Origin of the sequence: Stenotrophomonas sp. yr243 (genome assembly GCF_900184195.1) — a bacterium.
Taxonomy (GTDB): Bacteria; Pseudomonadota; Gammaproteobacteria; order Xanthomonadales; family Xanthomonadaceae; genus Stenotrophomonas; species Stenotrophomonas lactitubi.
The window spans coordinates 77,831-93,277 of the sequence record NZ_FXWT01000002.1 but is presented as its reverse complement, the minus strand read 5'-3'; the positions used below and the strand labels follow the sequence as shown (position 1 = coordinate 93,277).

The window sequence follows — 15,447 nt, the reverse complement described above, 5'->3', positions numbered from 1 at the left end:
CTTCGGCCATTCCGGGGCTTGCCCGGACAGGCCAACCACGCGGCCACCCTCCGGGCGTGCGATAATCGACCGTTACCCTGACGACGCCGCGCGCCGCCGCCACCTCTCTATGTCCTCTGATTCGATGCGGAACATCCGCAACTTCTCCATCATCGCCCACGTCGACCACGGCAAGTCCACGCTGGCCGACCGCATCATCCAGCTCTGTGGCGGCCTCCAGGCACGCGAGATGGAAGCGCAGGTGCTCGACTCCAATCCGATCGAGCGTGAGCGTGGCATCACCATCAAGGCGCAGTCGGTGTCGCTGCCGTACGTGGCGAAGGACGGCCAGACCTACCATCTGAACTTCATCGACACCCCCGGCCACGTCGACTTCTCCTATGAAGTCAGCCGCTCGCTGGCCGCCTGCGAGGGCGCGCTGCTGGTGGTCGATGCAGCCCAGGGTGTGGAAGCGCAGTCGGTGGCCAACTGCTACACCGCCGTGGAGCAGGGGCTGGAAGTGGTGCCGGTGATCAACAAGATCGACCTGCCCACCGCCGATATCGAGCGTGCCAAGGCCGAGATCGAGGCCGTGATCGGCATCGATGCCAGCGACGCAGTCCCGGTCAGTGCCAAGACCGGACTGAACGTGGTCGACGTGCTGGAAGCGATCGTGCATCGCATTCCGGCGCCGGTGCCGCGTGATACCGACAAGCTGCAGGCGCTGATCATCGACTCGTGGTTCGACAACTACCTGGGCGTGGTCTCGCTGGTGCGCGTGATGCAGGGCGAGATCAAGGCCGGCGACAAGCTGCAGGTGATGTCCACCGGCCGCAACCACCAGGTCGACAACGTCGGTGTGTTCACACCGAAGCGCAAGGTGCTGCCGGCACTGCGTGCGGGCGAAGTGGGCTGGGTCACTGCCAGCATCAAGGACGTGCATGGCGCGCCCGTCGGTGACACCCTCACCCTCGCTGCCGATCCCGCGGCGAAGCCGCTGCCGGGCTTCCAGGAAATGCAGCCGCGCGTGTTCGCCGGCCTGTTCCCGGTCGATGCCGAGGATTACCCGGACCTGCGCGAAGCGCTGGACAAGCTGCGCCTGAACGATGCCGCGCTGCGCTTCGAGCCGGAAAGTTCCGAAGCGATGGGCTTTGGTTTCCGCTGCGGCTTCCTCGGCATGCTGCACATGGAAATCGTGCAGGAGCGCCTGGAACGCGAATACAACCTGGACCTGATCAGCACCGCGCCGACGGTGGTGTATGAAGTCCTGAAGACCGATGGCACGATCATCAACATGGACAACCCGGCCAAGCTGCCGCCGTTGAACCATGTGCAGGAGATCCGCGAGCCGATCATCCGCGCCAACGTGCTCACCCCCGAGGAGTACATCGGCAACATCATCAAGCTGTGCGAAGAAAAGCGTGGCAGCCAGCTCGGCATCAACTACCTGGGCAGCCAGGTGCAGATCAGCTACGAGCTGCCGATGGCCGAAGTGGTGCTGGACTTCTTCGACAAGCTGAAGTCGGTCAGCCGTGGCTATGCCTCGCTGGACTATCACTTCGTGCGCTTCGATGCCGGTCCGTTCGTGCGCGTGGACGTGCTGATCAATGGCGACAAGGTCGATGCGCTGTCGCTGATCGTGCACCGCAGCCATGCCGATCGTCGTGGTCGCGAGCTGTGCGAGAAGATGAAGGACCTGATCCCGCGCCAGCAGTTCGACGTGGCCATCCAGGCCGCCGTCGGCTCGCAGATCATCTCGCGCACCACGGTCAAGGCCATGCGCAAGAACGTTCTGGCCAAGTGCTATGGTGGCGACGTTTCGCGCAAGAAGAAGCTTCTGGAAAAGCAGAAGGAAGGCAAGAAGCGCATGAAGCAGGTCGGCCGCGTGGAAATTCCGCAGGAAGCCTTCCTGGCCGTGCTGCAGATGGACAACAAATAAGCCCCGAAACCGGCCTTCGGGCCGATCGTCCGGTGACGTTGCAAAGGACCCTGAATGAAACTGTTTGAGATCCTCCTGGTCGTGCTGACCCTGGCCTCCGGCCTGATCCTGCTGGCCGACAAGCTGTACCTGGCCAAGCGTCGCGCCCAGCGCGCCGGCCTGCTCGACACCGAGCCGGTGCTGGTGGACTACTCGCGTGCGTTCTTCCCGGTGCTGGCGATCGTGCTGATCGTGCGCAGCTTCATCGCCGAGCCGTACAAGATCCCGTCCAGCTCGATGATGCCGAACCTGCTGATCGGCGATTTCATCCTGGTCAACAAGTTCTCCTATGGCCTGCGCCTGCCGATCACCAATACCCGCTTTGTGCCGGTCGGTGATCCGGCCCGCGGCGACGTGGTGGTGTTCCATTTCCCCGGCCATGGTGACAACGACCCGGCCAAGGGCGAGAACTTCATCAAGCGCGTGATCGGCGTGCCGGGCGATACCATCGTGTTCGAAGGCGACGGCGTGATCCTCAACGGCGAACCGCTGAAGTACGACAACAAGGGCATCTACGCCGGCCACAAGGGCCAGGGCGAGGGCGCCAACCTGTTGGTCGAGCACCTGCCGGGCCGTACCCACACCGTGCTGGAGACCGACTATCCGCGTGGCCAGGGCCAGTGGACCGTGCCGGCCGGCAAGTACCTGGTGATGGGCGACAATCGCGACAACAGCGACGACGGTCGGTTCTGGGGCCTGCTGCCGGAAGAGAACCTGCGCGGCAAGGCGTTCCTGATCTGGCTGAACTGCCAGGGCTGGTTCTGCAAGGACGGCTTCGAACCGTCGCGGATCGGCTCGAGCATCAACTGACTTCACATCCACTCGCGTATCTGGGGAGAACGCAATGAAGACGATGAACACGCAGCGCGGCATGACCCTGACCTCGTTCCTGACGGTCCTGATCGTGGTTGGCTTCTTCCTCTACATCGGCATGAAGCTGTTCCCGATGTACCAGGAGTATTACGCGGTGCGCTCGGCGATGAAGAGCCTGGCCAAGGAACCCGGCATCGGCAGCATGGCGCCGGCCAACATCCAGGACCTGTTCTTCAAGCGGCTGTACATCAACTACTCGGACAACGTGAAGCCGGCCAACGTCAAGTTCGACCGTCGCGACAATGGCTGGACCCTCAAGGTCAACTACGAAGTGCGCCGCCAACTGGTCGGCAACCTGGATGTGGTTGGCAAATTCGATTCTTCCCAGGACCTGACCCGTAGCGGTGCCGAATAAATCTTTCCAACGTGAAGACCTGATCGGTCATGCCTTCCGCGATCCAGACCTGCTCAAGCAGGCGCTGACCCATCGCAGTGCCGGCGCGCCGCATAACGAGCGGCTGGAGTTCCTTGGCGACAGCATCGTCAACATGATGGTCGCCGAGGCGTTGTACCTGCGCTGGCCCAAGGCAGACGAAGGCGCGATGACCCGCGCCCGCGCCGAGCTGGTGCGCGAAGGCGCGCTGGCGGTGATCGCGCGGACCCTGCAGCTGGGTGACCGGCTGACCATGGGGCCCGGCGAAATGAAGTCGGGCGGCCATCGCCGCGACTCGACCCTGGCCGATGCATTCGAGGCCGTGGTCGCGGCGATCTACCTGGACGTGGGCTTTGAAGCCTGCCGGGCGATGGTCCTGCCCTGGTTTGCCGCCTCGATGGAGGCGCTGCCGGCCACCGGGCGACCGGAGAAGGATCCCAAGACCCGCCTGCAGGAATGGCTGCAGGGCCGACAGAAGGCGTTGCCACAGTACGAACTGGTGTCAGAATCCGGTGACGACCACGCCAAACACTTCCGGGTACGCTGCAACGTAGCCGACCCCGCCGCCAGCACCGAGGGCGAAGGCTCCTCGCGGCGGATCGCCGAACAACAAGCGGCTGCGGCCGTCCTTGAACAACTGGATTCCAAGTGAGCGAACAAACTCCCCATCATTGCGGCAGCGTGGCCGTCATCGGCCGCCCGAACGTGGGCAAATCGACCCTGACCAATGCGTTGGTCGGGGCCAAGGTCAGCATCGTGTCCAACCGGCCGCAGACCACCCGTCACCGCCTGCTGGGCATCGCCACCTACCCGGAAGGGCAGCTGGTGCTGGTCGATACGCCCGGTCTGCACAAGGTGCAGAAGCGGGCGATGAACCGGGTCATGAACCGCGCCGCCCGCGGCTCGCTGGAAGGCGTTGACGCCGGCCTGCTGGTGATCGAAGCCGGACGCTGGGACGAAGAGGACAGCCTGGCCTTCAACGTGCTGCGCGACGCCGGTATCCCGGTGGTGCTGGTGGTCAACAAGATCGACCGCATGAAGGACAAGGGCGCGCTGCTGCCGTTCCTGCAGGAAGTGACCGCCGGCCGTGACTTCTCGTCGGTGCATCCGATTTCGGCGCAGAAGCGCAACGGCCTGGAAGCCCTGGTCCGTGATGTGCTGGCGCTGTTGCCGGAAGCCCCGCCGATGTTCGGCGAAGACGAAATCACCGACCGCAGCCAGCGCTTCCTGGCTGGCGAACTGGTGCGTGAACAGCTGATGCGCCAGTTGGGCGAAGAGCTGCCGTACGCCACCACGGTGGAGATCGAGCGCTTCACCGAGGACGGCAACCTGCTGCGCATCGGTGCGGTGATCTGGGTCGAGCGCGAAGGCCAGAAGGCGATCGTGATCGGCAAGGGCGGCACCCGCCTGAAGGAGATCGGGGCCAAGTCCCGCCTGCAGATGGAGCGTCTGTTCGGGGCCAAGGTGTTCCTGGAAACCTGGGTGCGCGTGCGTGAGGGCTGGTCCGATGACGAGGCCGCGCTGAAGGCCTTCGGCTACGAATAAGCCGCGACGGTCGCTTCGATGCTGATCGAGGACGACACCGGCTTCGTGCTGCATGCGCGGGCCTATCGCGAGACCAGCCTGCTGGTCGAGGTATTGAGCGCCGAGCACGGCCGGATCGGCCTGCTCGCGCGCGGCGTTTCCACGGCCAAGGGCCAGGTGCTGCGAGCGGCCCTGCAGCCCCTGCAGTGGATCCGCTTCAGCGCGCTGCAGCGTGGCGAACTGGCCCAGCTGCGCGGTGCTGAAGCGTTGGATGTGGCGCCGCGCCTGCTCGGCCAGGCCATGCTGGCCGGGTTCTATTTGAGTGAACTGACCCTGCGCCTGTCGCCGCGCCAGGATCCGCTGCCGGAGTTGTACCTGGCCTACGGCGAAGCGCGTGCGCGCCTGGCCGTGGGTGCCGGCCTGGCCTGGACCCTGCGTCGTTTCGAACGCGAGCTGCTGGCGGCGCTGGGTGTGGGCTTCGATCTGGAGACCGCCAGCGATGGCCAGCCGATCGACCCGGCGGCGCGCTATGAGCTGGACCCGCAGGAAGGACCGCAGCGCCTGCTCAGTGAGCGTGGCGGCGAGCGTCGCGCGGCGGCTACAGGTTCAGCACTGTTGGCCCTGGCAGCTGACGACGAGCCGGACGCCGCCGATCTGGCCAGCCTGCGCCTGCCGATGCGGGGGGTGCTGGCTCATCACCTTGGCGCACGCGGCCTGAAATCGTGGGAGATGCTGGAGCAGCTCGCGCCCAGGCGGTGAGGGTGGTGTGCCCGGCAGGGCTGCGCCCTGCACCTGCAGAGGCCGGAGCAACGGCAACAGCAACGGCAAAAGCCGGCATTCCGTGGGATGGCAGGGTGGGTCCGGTTGCGGGGGACGCTGCAAGTACGTCCCTGTAAGCTCGGTCGCCGCATCCATGCGGCTCACGCCCCCGCAACCGGACCCACCCCGCCTTCGACAGATCTCCGCGATCTGTCGGAATGGCATGGCCTGTTCTTGGTGGGTGTCGACCTTGGTCGACACGTAGATCCACGCCATGCGTGGATGCTCTTCGTTCAATTCTCGAAATATTCGATTTCGATGGAGATTCATCCACGCATGGCGTGGATCTACTGGCCACCGGGAAACTGTCGATGCGGCGACTAAGCCCGCATGGATGGGGTCACGGCGTCGACAGTTTTCTACTGCAGTTGGTAGGTGTCGACCTTGGTCGACACGTAGATCCACGCCATGCGTGGATGCTCTTCGTTCAATTCTCGAAATATTCGATTTCGATGGAGATTCATCCACGCATGGCGTGGATCTACCAGCCACCGGGAAACTGTCAGGGGTGGGGCGGCATGGGGTGGCAGGACCGTTGGCGCCATGGATGGCGCCATCGAGCCGCCATGGATGGGTTTACGGCGTGTCCTGCCAACCCATGCCGCCCCGCCATCCCGCAGGAAGCCGCTTTGGCTGTTGCCGTTGCTCCGGCTGTTGCATCTGCAGGTGCCGGGCGCAGCCCGGCCGAACCCCTCAGTGCAGCAGAGCAGCTACGGCGGCGCGGAACACCGCCTGTGCCTGCCCCGATTCGGGCGTGTGGTGCAGCTGCCGCACCGCGCGTGCCAGTCGCGCTGCACCCACGAACCCGCAGCTGGCCTGCAACCGGTGCAACTGGCTGCGCAGCTGGCGCTCGTCGTGCTGGTCCACGGCCTGTTCGACCGCGTCGCGCACGCCCGGCAGTTCGGCCAGGAACAGTTCGCGCAGGGCGATCAGGTGGTTGCGCTGGCCATTGAGCGCCGCCAGGGCGGCGGTTTCATCCCAGTCCTCCAGCGCCAGCTCGACCGCCGCTGGCGGCACCGTGGAGCCGGCGGGGCTGTTGACCAGCGCACGACGGACCGCCTTGAGCAGTTGGTCGCGACCCAGCGGCTTGACCAGGGTGTCGCTGAAACCGGCCTCGCGCAGGCGTGCGTGAATGGCAGCATCGCCGTCGGCGGTATGCGCCAGCGCCGGGGTGTCCGGGTGCGAGCGCCGCAGCTGGTGCAACAGCTGGGCACCATTGCCGTCCGGCAGGTTGACGTCGATCAGCCACAGGTCGTGGGCACCGGGCTCGGCGCGCGCCAGGGCGCTGGCCAGTGAGTCGGCGGTGTCCACATCCGCTGGTAACGTTTCCAACGCCGCTTTGAAAAAACCACGGCTGATGATGTCGTCCTCGACAAGCAGGAAGCGGGGTCGACTGGCCCGCGGGGTCATCTGCATCAGGGCTGCCTCCATGTCAGCTGGGGTCAATCATCAAGCACGGCGGCGGCGGGCGCAAGCGGCCAGCGGCCCCGCCGGTCAGGATCTGCGACAATACGGCCCCACTTTTGCCCGCAGCCTGTTGCCACGTGGCCCGATCCCGCTCCCGTATCGACCGTACTCCCTTCCAGACCGAGATCCTCGACCTCAGCCATGATGGTCGCGGTGTTGCCCGCCGTGAAGGCGAGGGCGGCAAGGTCACCTTCATCAGCGGCGCCCTGCCGGGCGAAGTGGTGATGGCCGAACAGACCGCCCGCAGCCGCCACTTCGATGAGGCGCGCACGGTGCAGGTGCTGCAGGCCTCGACGCAGCGGGTCACCCCCAAGTGCCCGCATTTCGGCACCTGTGCCGGCTGTGTGCTGCAGCACCTGGATGAAGACCAGCAGATCGTCGCCAAGCAGCGCGTGCTGATGGACAACCTGGAGCGCATCGGCCATGTGAAGCCGGGCACCGTGTTGCCGCCGCTGGTCGGCGACAGCTGGGGCTACCGCCGCAAGGGCCGGTTCTCGGTGCGCCGGGTCGAGAAGAAGGACAAGACCCTGGTCGGCTTCCGCGAACAGGATCCGCGTTTCGTCGCGGACCTGCAGCAGTGCCTGACCGTGATCCCGGAAATCGGCACCAAGGTGGAGGTTCTGTCGACCTTCATCGAATCGCTGGACGGCAAACGCGACATCCCGCAGATCGAGTTCATCGCCGGTGACCAGGCTGTGGTGCTGACTGTGCGCCACATGCAGCCGCTGAGTGACGCCGATCGCGCGGCCTGGGCCGCCTTTGGCCAGCAGCAGGGCTTTGTCATCTACCTGCAGTCGGGCGGCGTGGATACCGTGCAGCCGCTGGACGGGCTGGGCGTGGCACTGTCGTTCCGGCTGGCGCCGTGGGATGTCGAACTGGCGTTCCGTCCGCTGGATTTCATCCAGGTCAATGCCAAGCTCAACGAGAAGATGATCGCCCACGCGCTGGGCCTGCTTGAACCGGGTGCCGACGAGCGTGTGCTGGACCTGTTCTGTGGCCTTGGCAACTTCACCCTGCCGCTGGCACGCAAGGTGCGCGAAGTGGTGGGCGTGGAAGGTGATGCCGGGCTGGTGGCGCGTGCGCGCGAGAACGCCGAGCGCAACGGACTGGCCAACGCGCAGTTCTACAGCGCCGACCTGACCCAGGACCAGCGCAGCACGCCGTGGATGCGCCAGGGCTTCGACAAGCTGCTGCTGGATCCGCCGCGTTCGGGCGCCATCGAAGTGCTGCAGCAGCTGCCGTTGAAGCAGTTCAAGCGCATCGTCTATGTCAGCTGCCATCCGGGCTCGCTGGCCCGCGATGCCGGTTACCTGGTCAACGAACAGGGCTTCACCCTGGTCAGCGCCGGTGCGATGGACATGTTCCCGCATACCGCGCACGTGGAAAGCATCGCGGTGTTCGAAAAGCGTTGATGGATGCAGCGCCGGGGTCTACCCGGCGCCTGCCCTGCCGCGTGCGCGGAGGCAACGCGGTCAGTCGGCCGGGGCGTTCTGCCACTGGCCGTCCACGCGCACGAAGGCCATCGACTGCTCGCCGTGCTCGTTGCCGTCGCCGGCGCGCACCGTGCATTCGATGACGGCCCTGTCGCTGGCAACGTCGCAGTTCCTCACGTCCTGCACCTGCAGGGCGCCGGCCGCCTGCTCGTAGCGTGCGCGCAGGGCGGGGTCGGCCTGCTGCTGCGCCTGTGCGGCGATCCGTTCCCGCAGCAGGGCCTGCACCCGATCCTTCGGCGGCGCCGGAACCGGGACATCGCGCTGGTCAGGCAGGGTCCACACGCCGCCCACCAGTGCCAGCCGCAGCAGCTGCGGTCGCGAATTGATGCCTGCGCTGGCGGTGGCGATGCAATCGACGGCGTCGCCGGCCTCGGCTGCTGCGCAGCTGTCCAGCGCCTGCAGGCGCGGCCGGAAGGTCTCGGCGACCAGGCGGCTGCTGTCGCTGGCGGGGCGATCGGCAATGGCCTGATCGAACATCCGGTCCATCGCGGCCTGTGCCTGCTGCAGCGATGGCATCGCCGTTGATGCGGCATTGGCGGCCACACACGGCAGCAGTGCCGACAGGGCAAGACAACGACGAAGACGACGGGAAAGCGTCATGAGCGACCATTCCTTGGTTGGGGGCCGTGCAGTGTAGTCGTGCCTGCCGGCGTGCCGATAGGCAGCGTCTGGCGTGAGCCGCATACTGTGCCCATGGGCATTGAAATCGAACGCAAATTCCTCGTCACCCATGATGGGTGGCGCACCGCCGCGCACCGGGTCGTTCCGATGGCACAGGGCTATATCAACGATCTGGGCGCGCTCGACCGCGGCACCCAGAACGCCTCGGTGCGGGTCCGCATCGAAGGCGAGAAGGCCGCGCTGAACCTGAAGTCGCGAACGCTGGGCCATACCCGGCAGGAGTTCGACTACCCGATCCCGGTGCAGGATGCGCGCGATCTGCTAGCGTTGTGCGTCGGCGGCCTGATCGACAAGCGCCGGCATCTGGTCGAGTACGCCGGCCTGACCTGGGAAGTGGATGAGTTCCTTGGCGACAACGCCGGCCTGGTAGTTGCCGAAGTCGAGCTCGACAGCGCTGATCAGGCGATCGACCTGCCGGACTGGATCGGCGCTGAGGTGACCGACGACGCGCGCTACTACAACGTGGCGTTGGCCAATATTCCCTATTCACAGTGGTGAAGTAGAGGGGCGTCTTGATCCCAGCTGTGCAGAATGCGACTTAATTGCCTCCGTGCCCTTTTTTCGGGGCGAGCAGGCCACATGTCGCAGGGATGAGAATCGACATCTACTCCGACGTGGTCTGCCCCTGGTGCTGGATCGGCAAGCATCGCTTCCAGCAGGGTGTGCAGTTGCTGGGCGCCGACGCGCCCGAACTTGAGATCCACTGGCAGCCGTTCCAGCTCGATCCGGATGCGGACGCCACCCCGGTTCCGCTGCGCGAGGCCTATGAGCGCAAGTTCGGCGGTGCCGAGCGCACCGAGCAGATTCTTGGCCAGACCCAGACCACTGCGCGGGCCGAGGGCCTGCCGATGGACTTTGGCCAGGGCCAGGTGCGGGTAACCACGCTGCCGGCGCATCGCCTGTTGTGGCTGGCTGGCCAGCACGGCGTGCAGGAGGCGGTCGGCGAGGCGCTGTTCCGTGCCCACTTCGAGCATGGACGGAATCTGGCCGACCCGGCGGTGCTGGTCGAGGCCGGCGCTGCTGGCGGTCTGGCTGCAGACGAGATCCAGCAGATGCTGGCCGGCGATCGTGGCCTGGCCGAAGTGGAAGCGGGCCTGGCGCAGGCCCATGCCCTGGGTATCTCCTCGGTGCCCACCTTCGTCATCGACGGCCGCTGGGCCGTATCCGGAGCCCAGCCCCCGGAAGCCTTCGCCAACGCGCTGCGCCAGATTGCCGCCGAGCAGGCGGCGGGGCAGGGCGCGCAGGGTGCCCCGGATGACAGCGGCGACGCCTGCGGCGCGGACGGCTGCAAGGTCTGACCGGACCGCAAAAGGGGACGGAGGGGATTAAGTCGTATTCGGCACCAGTGGGTCGATTGCGCGTTAATCCCCTCCGTCCCCTTTTTTGACCACTGCGCCTGTTGGCCGGTTCTGCGACAATGCGGCACTGCGCCATGCGGGCGCCCGTTGTGGAGATCGACCATGCTGCTGATCGGCGTTGCCGGTACTGAACTGACCACCCAGGAACGCGACTGGCTGCAGCACGATGCTGTGGCCGGGGTGGTGCTGTTCAAGCGCAACTTCGCTTCGCGGCAGCAGGTGACCGAACTGTCGGCGGCAATCCGCGCTGCCGCACCGCGCCCGCAGTTGATCTGCGTGGACCAGGAAGGGGGGCGCGTGCAGCGCTTCCGTGAGGGCTTCAGCGAGCTGCCGCCGCTGCAGGACATTGGTGTCCAGTACGCCAAGGACCCCGACGCTGCACTCGCACTTGCCGAGCAGCATGCCTGGCTGATGGCCAGCGAAGTGCGCGCCAGCGGTGTGGACCTGAGCTTCGCGCCGGTGGTCGACCTTGGCCGTGGCAATCGCGCCATCGGCAACCGCGCCTTCAGTGAAGACCCGCAGGTCGTGGCCGCGTTCACCGCCGCCTACGTGCGTGGCATGCACGCGGTCGGTATGGCCGCCACCCTCAAGCATTTCCCCGGCCATGGCACCGTGCTGGAAGACACCCATGTGGACACCGCGATCGATCCGCGCGCGCTGGATGAACTGCGTGCACAGGATCTGATCCCGTTCGCGGCCGGTATCGCTGCCGGCGCCGATGCGGTGATGATGGCGCACGTGGTCTACCCGCAGGTCGCGCCGGAACCCGCTGGCTACTCGCCGCGCTGGATCCAGCAGATCCTGCGTGGCGAACTCGGCTTCCGCGGAGTGGTGTTCTCCGACGACATCGGCATGGCCGCCTCGCACAGCGCCGGTGGCGTGCCGGCGCGCGTGCACGCGCACCTGGATGCCGGCTGCGATGTAGTGCTGGTCTGCCACCCGGAACTGGTCGATGAAGCCCTGCACGCGGTGCAGGGACGCTCCCTCAATACCGCTGCGCTGCTGGGCCTGCTCGGCCGCGGCGCGCTTGGCTGGGATGGCCTGCTGGCCGATGCCCGCCATGGCGACACCCAATCCCGTCTGCTTCAAACCCTTGGAAGAACCGTCTGATGCCGAACCTCACCATTTCCCAGGCCCTGGCCCAAGCTGATCTGCTGGTCGACCGTCCCACCATCGACAAGGCCATTGCCGGCATCGCTGACGCCATCGCGCGCGATTACCAGGGCGAGGTGCCGCTGTTCCTGTCGATCATGCACGGTGCGCTGCCGTTCGCAGGCCAGCTGGCACTGGAGCTGGGCGCGCGTGGCCAGGACGTGCAGTTCGATTACCTGCACGCCACCCGTTACCGCGGCGAGACCACTGGCGGCGACCTGGTGTGGAAGCACAAGCCGGCTACCGCGCTGTTCGGCCGCCGCGTGCTGCTGGTCGATGACATCCTCGACGAGGGTTACACCCTGCAGGGCGTGCGCACCTGGTGCCTGGAGCAGGGCGCGACCGACGTGCGCATTGCCGCGATGACCGTGAAGAAGCACGATCGCGCACTGCCGGACGTCACCGCCGACTACGCCGGTATCGAACTGCCGGATCGCTACGTGTTCGGTTTCGGCATGGACGTCAACGAAACCCTGCGCTGCGTGCCGGCCATCTACGCGATGAAGGAATAACAACGCGGCCGCCTGCGGCCTGCGTTTCCTGCCGCCGGCATCCTCGGGTGCCGGCGTTCTTTTTTCTCTGGAGTGCTTTTCATGCAACAGATCGCCCTGGCCGTGATTGGCGGCACCGGTGTCTACAACCTGGCCAAGCTTGACGACGTGCAGACCCACGAAGTCTCGACCCGTTTCGGACAGCCGTCCGGCCCGGTGCGGATCGGGACATTGCTCGGTCATCGCGTGGCTTTCCTGGCGCGCCACGGTGAAGGTCATTCGCTGCCGCCGCACAAGATCAACTACCGCGCCAACCTGGCCGCGCTGCAGCAGATCGGTGCGCAACGGGTGTTGGCACTGAATACCGTGGGCGGCATCGGTGACGATTTCGGTCCGCGCGTGCTGGCCTGTCCGGATCAGGTAATCGATTACACCTGGGGCCGGATCAGCACGATCTGCGAAGAAGAAGGCACCGACGTGGTGCACGTCGACTTCGGCCATCCGTACACGCCGATGCTGCGCAGCAAGATCCTGGCGGCGGCGAAGGTGACCGGTGTGAAGGTCCACGATGGCGGTTGCTACGGCGCAACGCAGGGCCCGCGACTGGAAACCATCGCTGAAATCGCGCGCATGCGCCGCGATGGTTGCGACCTGGTAGGCATGACCGGCATGCCCGAAGCGGCGCTGGCACGCGAGCTGGGGCTGGATTACGCCTGCCTGGCGATCGTTGCCAACTGGGCCGCCGGGTGCGGTGACGGCGAGGAAATCACCATGGCCGAAGTACTGGCCAATGTGCAGGCCGCCAGCAACGGACTTCCGGAACTGGTCGGCGAATTGGCGCGGGGGTGATTGTCTTCGCGTAACAAGCTTTGCATACTCAGCTTGTGCGCGGGTTCAGCGTACACCACCCATTCATTGCATAAGGTCACGCATCACCATGCCGAACGGTACCGTCAAGTGGTTCAACGACGCCAAGGGATTTGGCTTCATCTCGCCGGAGGACGGCAGCGCCGACGTCTTCGCGCACTTCTCCGCGATCAACTCCAAGGGCTTCCGCAGTCTGCAGGAAGGCCAGAAGGTCACCTACGACGTGACCCAGGGCCCGAAGGGCGCCCAGGCCTCGAACATCGTTCCGGCCGAGTGATCCACTCGATAGTGCGTTGAAAACCCCGCTTCGGCGGGGTTTTTTTTTGCGGGCCGTGAACGTGAAGATGCTTTTGCGGCGGGAGCGCCTGTCCTTGCGTGCGAATGTCCCCCGGCGCCGGCCTGCGGCCATCGCCTCCTCCTTTACTTCGCACGCAATGACAGGCGCTCCCGTTGCGGAATCGCGCGCGCGCCAACAGGGGCCATGAAAGCTGAGCGCCGCCACCACTGCCGGCTCTCCTGCGAAGTAGAGGAGGAGGCAGCCGCGCAGAGGCTGCCGGGGGACATTCGCAGGAGAGCCGGCAGTGGTGGCGGAGCCCGATGCACAGCTTCTGCTGGGAAGCCAGCTGATGTACCGCCCCTGCGCCGATGGCACAATGCGGGCATGACGGAACGACTGCGCATCGCCGTAATTGGATACGGCACCGCTGGCCAGGCATTGGCCATCCTGCTCACCCGTGATGGCCACGAGGTGGAGATCTTCGAACGCGTGCCGACGCCAGGGCCGGTGGGCGCGGGTTTCCTGCTGCAGCCCAGCGGACTGCAGGTGCTGTGGCAGATGGGCCTGCTCGATGCCGTGCGTGGCTACGCCATGCCGGTGCGCCGGCTGTATGGCGATACGCCGTGCGAGCGCGCGGTGATGGACATGGGCTATGACGGCCTGGATGCGCGCCTGCATGGCCTGGGCATGCAGCGGGGCGCTCTGTTCTCGGTGCTGGACCAAGCGCGCGAAGGCGCCGGCGAGCTGCACGTGGGCACGACCATCGTCGACGTCGACCACCAGCAGGGTCGACTGCGCGACAGCGACGGCCGCACGCACGGACCGTTCGATCTGGTGGTTGTCGCCGACGGCGCTGCGTCCACGCTGCGCAACGGCATCGAAGGCGGCGCGGCGCTGGACCGGGTGTACCCGTGGGGCGCGCTGTGGTGCCTGTTGCCGGCCGAAGACTGGCCGCACATGCAGCAGCTGCGGCAGCGCTACGTCGCCGCGCGCAAGATGATCGGCCTGCTGCCGGTCGGCACCCGTCCGGGTGACCATACGCCTCGCCTGAGCTTCTTCTGGAGCCTGCCGCGCGCGGATTTCGAGCGCTGGCAGGGCGATGGCATGGCACCCTGGCTGGAAGAACTGCATACGCTGTGGCCACAGGCGGGCGCGCGTTTCGCCCATCTGCAGGACGCTGGGCAACTGGCGCGCGCGGTGTACCGCGATGCCGTGATGAAGCGTTGGCATCAGGGCCGGCTGGTACTGGTCGGTGATGCAGCACATGCGATGAGCCCGCAGCTGGGGCAGGGCGTGAACATGGCGCTGCTGGATGCGCTGGCACTGCGCGATGCGTTGCGCACCCATGGTGGCGGTGAACCGGCATTGCAGGCCTATCAGGCGCAACGGCGTGCGCACGTGGCGGTGTATCAGCGCTGGAGCCGCTGGCTGACGCCGCTGTTCCAGTCCGATCGCGATGCGTGGGCGAAGGCGCGCGATGTGCTGCTGGGACCGATGGGACGATTGCCTGGCGGGCGCGGTCACATGCTGCGCGTGCTCAGCGGTACCCAGCACGGGTGGCTGGGCGCGTTGCCGCTCGATCCGGCATTCATTGAAGCGCTAGCCGCCTCGCCCTCGGCCGCACAGAGCGTGGCAATTCCGGCCACCGCGTGAAACTTCCGTCACGTCGATTAACGATTACCTCACCCCGTATATGCGACAAGAGATGAGCACGCGGCAGCCGCGTCGCCCGTTTTCCTTTTCGTGATCGATCATCGCGTGGCCCGGGTGGCATCGCCGTCGCTGCCTGCTGCGGCCCGGATGTGCCGCACGATGTACGAGGAGGACGCCATGTTGTTCGCGGTCGAGAAGCTGGAATCGGAAATCTGCAAGCTGCGCGGTCTGCTGCGGATGCTGCACGAGGACCAGCCCGACGTACTGGAAGATGTGTTCGAGTTCCATGTCGGCAGTTTGATCAGCCACGCATCACCGGAAAGCCACGACCATATCCGCGCCTGCGCCCACGAGATGCTGGTGGCGATACAGGCACTGCCGCGCCACGCTGACGAGGAAGCGCCGGATTTCAGTCTGATGCCCGGGATTGTCGCCCGCCCGTCGTAATGCAGGGCAGGCCTC

At 66.0% G+C, this 15,447-nt stretch carries 17 protein-coding genes; 15 read left to right on the top strand and 2 right to left on the bottom strand.

The annotated features are described in order from the left end of the window. Nucleotides 1-124 precede the first annotated feature (124 nt). From lepA to recO, 6 genes are read left to right on the top strand one after another with little or no spacing between them, the layout of a single operon-like run. On the top strand, nt 125-1,918 hold the full coding sequence (gene lepA, locus QOL57_RS07290) for a translation elongation factor 4 (RefSeq protein ID WP_176429828.1): 1,794 nt from the start codon (nt 125-127) through the stop codon (nt 1,916-1,918). A gap of 54 nt (nt 1,919-1,972) precedes the next feature. Continuing rightward, nucleotides 1,973-2,767, top strand: a complete 795-nt coding sequence (gene lepB, locus QOL57_RS07285) for a signal peptidase I (RefSeq protein ID WP_059064781.1) — start codon at nt 1,973-1,975, stop codon at nt 2,765-2,767. A gap of 34 nt (nt 2,768-2,801) precedes the next feature. Further along, on the top strand, nt 2,802-3,185 hold the full coding sequence (locus QOL57_RS07280) for a DUF4845 domain-containing protein (protein WP_089236423.1): 384 nt from the start codon (nt 2,802-2,804) through the stop codon (nt 3,183-3,185). Beyond that, nucleotides 3,175-3,855, top strand: a complete 681-nt coding sequence (rnc, locus tag QOL57_RS07275; RefSeq protein ID WP_032977092.1) for a ribonuclease III — start codon at nt 3,175-3,177, stop codon at nt 3,853-3,855. Before QOL57_RS07280 ends, rnc begins: the two co-directional genes overlap by 11 nt. Continuing rightward, nucleotides 3,852-4,748 (top strand): GTPase Era, encoded by an 897-nt coding sequence (gene era / locus QOL57_RS07270; protein WP_025877117.1) that lies wholly within the window; start codon nt 3,852-3,854, stop codon nt 4,746-4,748. Before rnc ends, era begins: the two co-directional genes overlap by 4 nt. 18 nt (nt 4,749-4,766) lie before the next feature. After that, a complete protein-coding gene (gene recO, locus QOL57_RS07265) occupies nt 4,767-5,486 on the top strand; it encodes a DNA repair protein RecO (RefSeq protein WP_089236422.1) in 720 nt (239 codons plus the stop codon). Nucleotides 5,487-6,239: 753 nt separating this feature from the next. On the opposite strand, the gene QOL57_RS07260 is transcribed toward recO, so the two are convergent. Next, on the bottom strand, nt 6,240-6,962 hold the full coding sequence (locus QOL57_RS07260; RefSeq protein ID WP_089238050.1) for a response regulator: 723 nt from the start codon (nt 6,960-6,962) through the stop codon (nt 6,240-6,242). Nucleotides 6,963-7,090: 128 nt separating this feature from the next. Between QOL57_RS07260 and rlmD the strand changes: the two genes are divergently transcribed. Next, nucleotides 7,091-8,425, top strand: a complete 1,335-nt coding sequence (rlmD, locus tag QOL57_RS07255) for a 23S rRNA (uracil(1939)-C(5))-methyltransferase RlmD (protein WP_089236421.1) — start codon at nt 7,091-7,093, stop codon at nt 8,423-8,425. Nucleotides 8,426-8,485: 60 nt separating this feature from the next. On the opposite strand, the gene QOL57_RS07250 is transcribed toward rlmD, so the two are convergent. Next, nucleotides 8,486-9,106 (bottom strand): hypothetical protein, encoded by a 621-nt coding sequence (locus tag QOL57_RS07250; protein ID WP_141134214.1) that lies wholly within the window; start codon nt 9,104-9,106, stop codon nt 8,486-8,488. 93 nt (nt 9,107-9,199) lie between these two features. Here QOL57_RS07250 and QOL57_RS07245 point away from each other — a divergent pair, with 93 nt between their 5' ends. The 8 genes from QOL57_RS07245 (at nt 9,200) to QOL57_RS07210 (ending at nt 15,432) form a co-directional block, all read left to right on the top strand. Further along, nucleotides 9,200-9,685: a CYTH domain-containing protein gene (locus QOL57_RS07245; RefSeq protein ID WP_089236419.1), complete on the top strand. Its 486-nt coding sequence runs from the start codon at nt 9,200-9,202 to the stop codon at nt 9,683-9,685. Nucleotides 9,686-9,777: 92 nt separating this feature from the next. Further along, the gene (locus QOL57_RS07240) at nt 9,778-10,485 is read left to right on the top strand and encodes a DsbA family oxidoreductase (protein ID WP_089236418.1); all 708 of its coding nucleotides are present in this window, start codon (nt 9,778-9,780) and stop codon (nt 10,483-10,485) included. Nucleotides 10,486-10,647: 162 nt separating this feature from the next. Then, nucleotides 10,648-11,655 (top strand): beta-N-acetylhexosaminidase, encoded by a 1,008-nt coding sequence (nagZ, locus tag QOL57_RS07235; RefSeq protein WP_089236417.1) that lies wholly within the window; start codon nt 10,648-10,650, stop codon nt 11,653-11,655. Further along, nucleotides 11,655-12,209 (top strand): hypoxanthine-guanine phosphoribosyltransferase, encoded by a 555-nt coding sequence (locus QOL57_RS07230; protein ID WP_025879180.1) that lies wholly within the window; start codon nt 11,655-11,657, stop codon nt 12,207-12,209. Before nagZ ends, QOL57_RS07230 begins: the two co-directional genes overlap by 1 nt. Nucleotides 12,210-12,290: 81 nt before the next feature. Continuing rightward, nucleotides 12,291-13,037 (top strand): S-methyl-5'-thioinosine phosphorylase, encoded by a 747-nt coding sequence (locus tag QOL57_RS07225; protein ID WP_089236416.1) that lies wholly within the window; start codon nt 12,291-12,293, stop codon nt 13,035-13,037. A gap of 88 nt (nt 13,038-13,125) precedes the next feature. Further along, nucleotides 13,126-13,332, top strand: coding sequence for a cold-shock protein (locus QOL57_RS07220; protein ID WP_019183439.1), 207 nt, complete (start codon nt 13,126-13,128; stop codon nt 13,330-13,332). 384 nt (nt 13,333-13,716) lie between these two features. Beyond that, on the top strand, nt 13,717-14,985 hold the full coding sequence (locus tag QOL57_RS07215; protein ID WP_089236415.1) for an NAD(P)/FAD-dependent oxidoreductase: 1,269 nt from the start codon (nt 13,717-13,719) through the stop codon (nt 14,983-14,985). Between the two features lie 177 nt (nt 14,986-15,162). Continuing rightward, nucleotides 15,163-15,432, top strand: a complete 270-nt coding sequence (locus QOL57_RS07210) for a hypothetical protein (RefSeq protein ID WP_089238048.1) — start codon at nt 15,163-15,165, stop codon at nt 15,430-15,432. Nucleotides 15,433-15,447 lie beyond the last annotated feature (15 nt).

Coding starts and splice junctions, on each gene's coding strand:
- lepA (WP_176429828.1), top strand. CDS start 125: ATGCGGAACATCCGCAACTTCTCCATCATCGCCCACGTCGACCACGGC.
- QOL57_RS07210 (WP_089238048.1), top strand. CDS start 15,163: ATGTTGTTCGCGGTCGAGAAGCTGGAATCGGAAATCTGCAAGCTGCGC.
- QOL57_RS07220 (WP_019183439.1), top strand. CDS start 13,126: ATGCCGAACGGTACCGTCAAGTGGTTCAACGACGCCAAGGGATTTGGC.
- QOL57_RS07260 (WP_089238050.1), bottom strand. CDS start 6,962: ATGCAGATGACCCCGCGGGCCAGTCGACCCCGCTTCCTGCTTGTCGAG.
- recO (WP_089236422.1), top strand. CDS start 4,767: ATGCTGATCGAGGACGACACCGGCTTCGTGCTGCATGCGCGGGCCTAT.
- QOL57_RS07240 (WP_089236418.1), top strand. CDS start 9,778: ATGAGAATCGACATCTACTCCGACGTGGTCTGCCCCTGGTGCTGGATC.
- QOL57_RS07225 (WP_089236416.1), top strand. CDS start 12,291: ATGCAACAGATCGCCCTGGCCGTGATTGGCGGCACCGGTGTCTACAAC.
- QOL57_RS07230 (WP_025879180.1), top strand. CDS start 11,655: ATGCCGAACCTCACCATTTCCCAGGCCCTGGCCCAAGCTGATCTGCTG.
- lepB (WP_059064781.1), top strand. CDS start 1,973: ATGAAACTGTTTGAGATCCTCCTGGTCGTGCTGACCCTGGCCTCCGGC.
- QOL57_RS07250 (WP_141134214.1), bottom strand. CDS start 9,106: ATGACGCTTTCCCGTCGTCTTCGTCGTTGTCTTGCCCTGTCGGCACTG.
- QOL57_RS07215 (WP_089236415.1), top strand. CDS start 13,717: ATGACGGAACGACTGCGCATCGCCGTAATTGGATACGGCACCGCTGGC.
- nagZ (WP_089236417.1), top strand. CDS start 10,648: ATGCTGCTGATCGGCGTTGCCGGTACTGAACTGACCACCCAGGAACGC.
- QOL57_RS07280 (WP_089236423.1), top strand. CDS start 2,802: ATGAAGACGATGAACACGCAGCGCGGCATGACCCTGACCTCGTTCCTG.
- QOL57_RS07245 (WP_089236419.1), top strand. CDS start 9,200: ATGGGCATTGAAATCGAACGCAAATTCCTCGTCACCCATGATGGGTGG.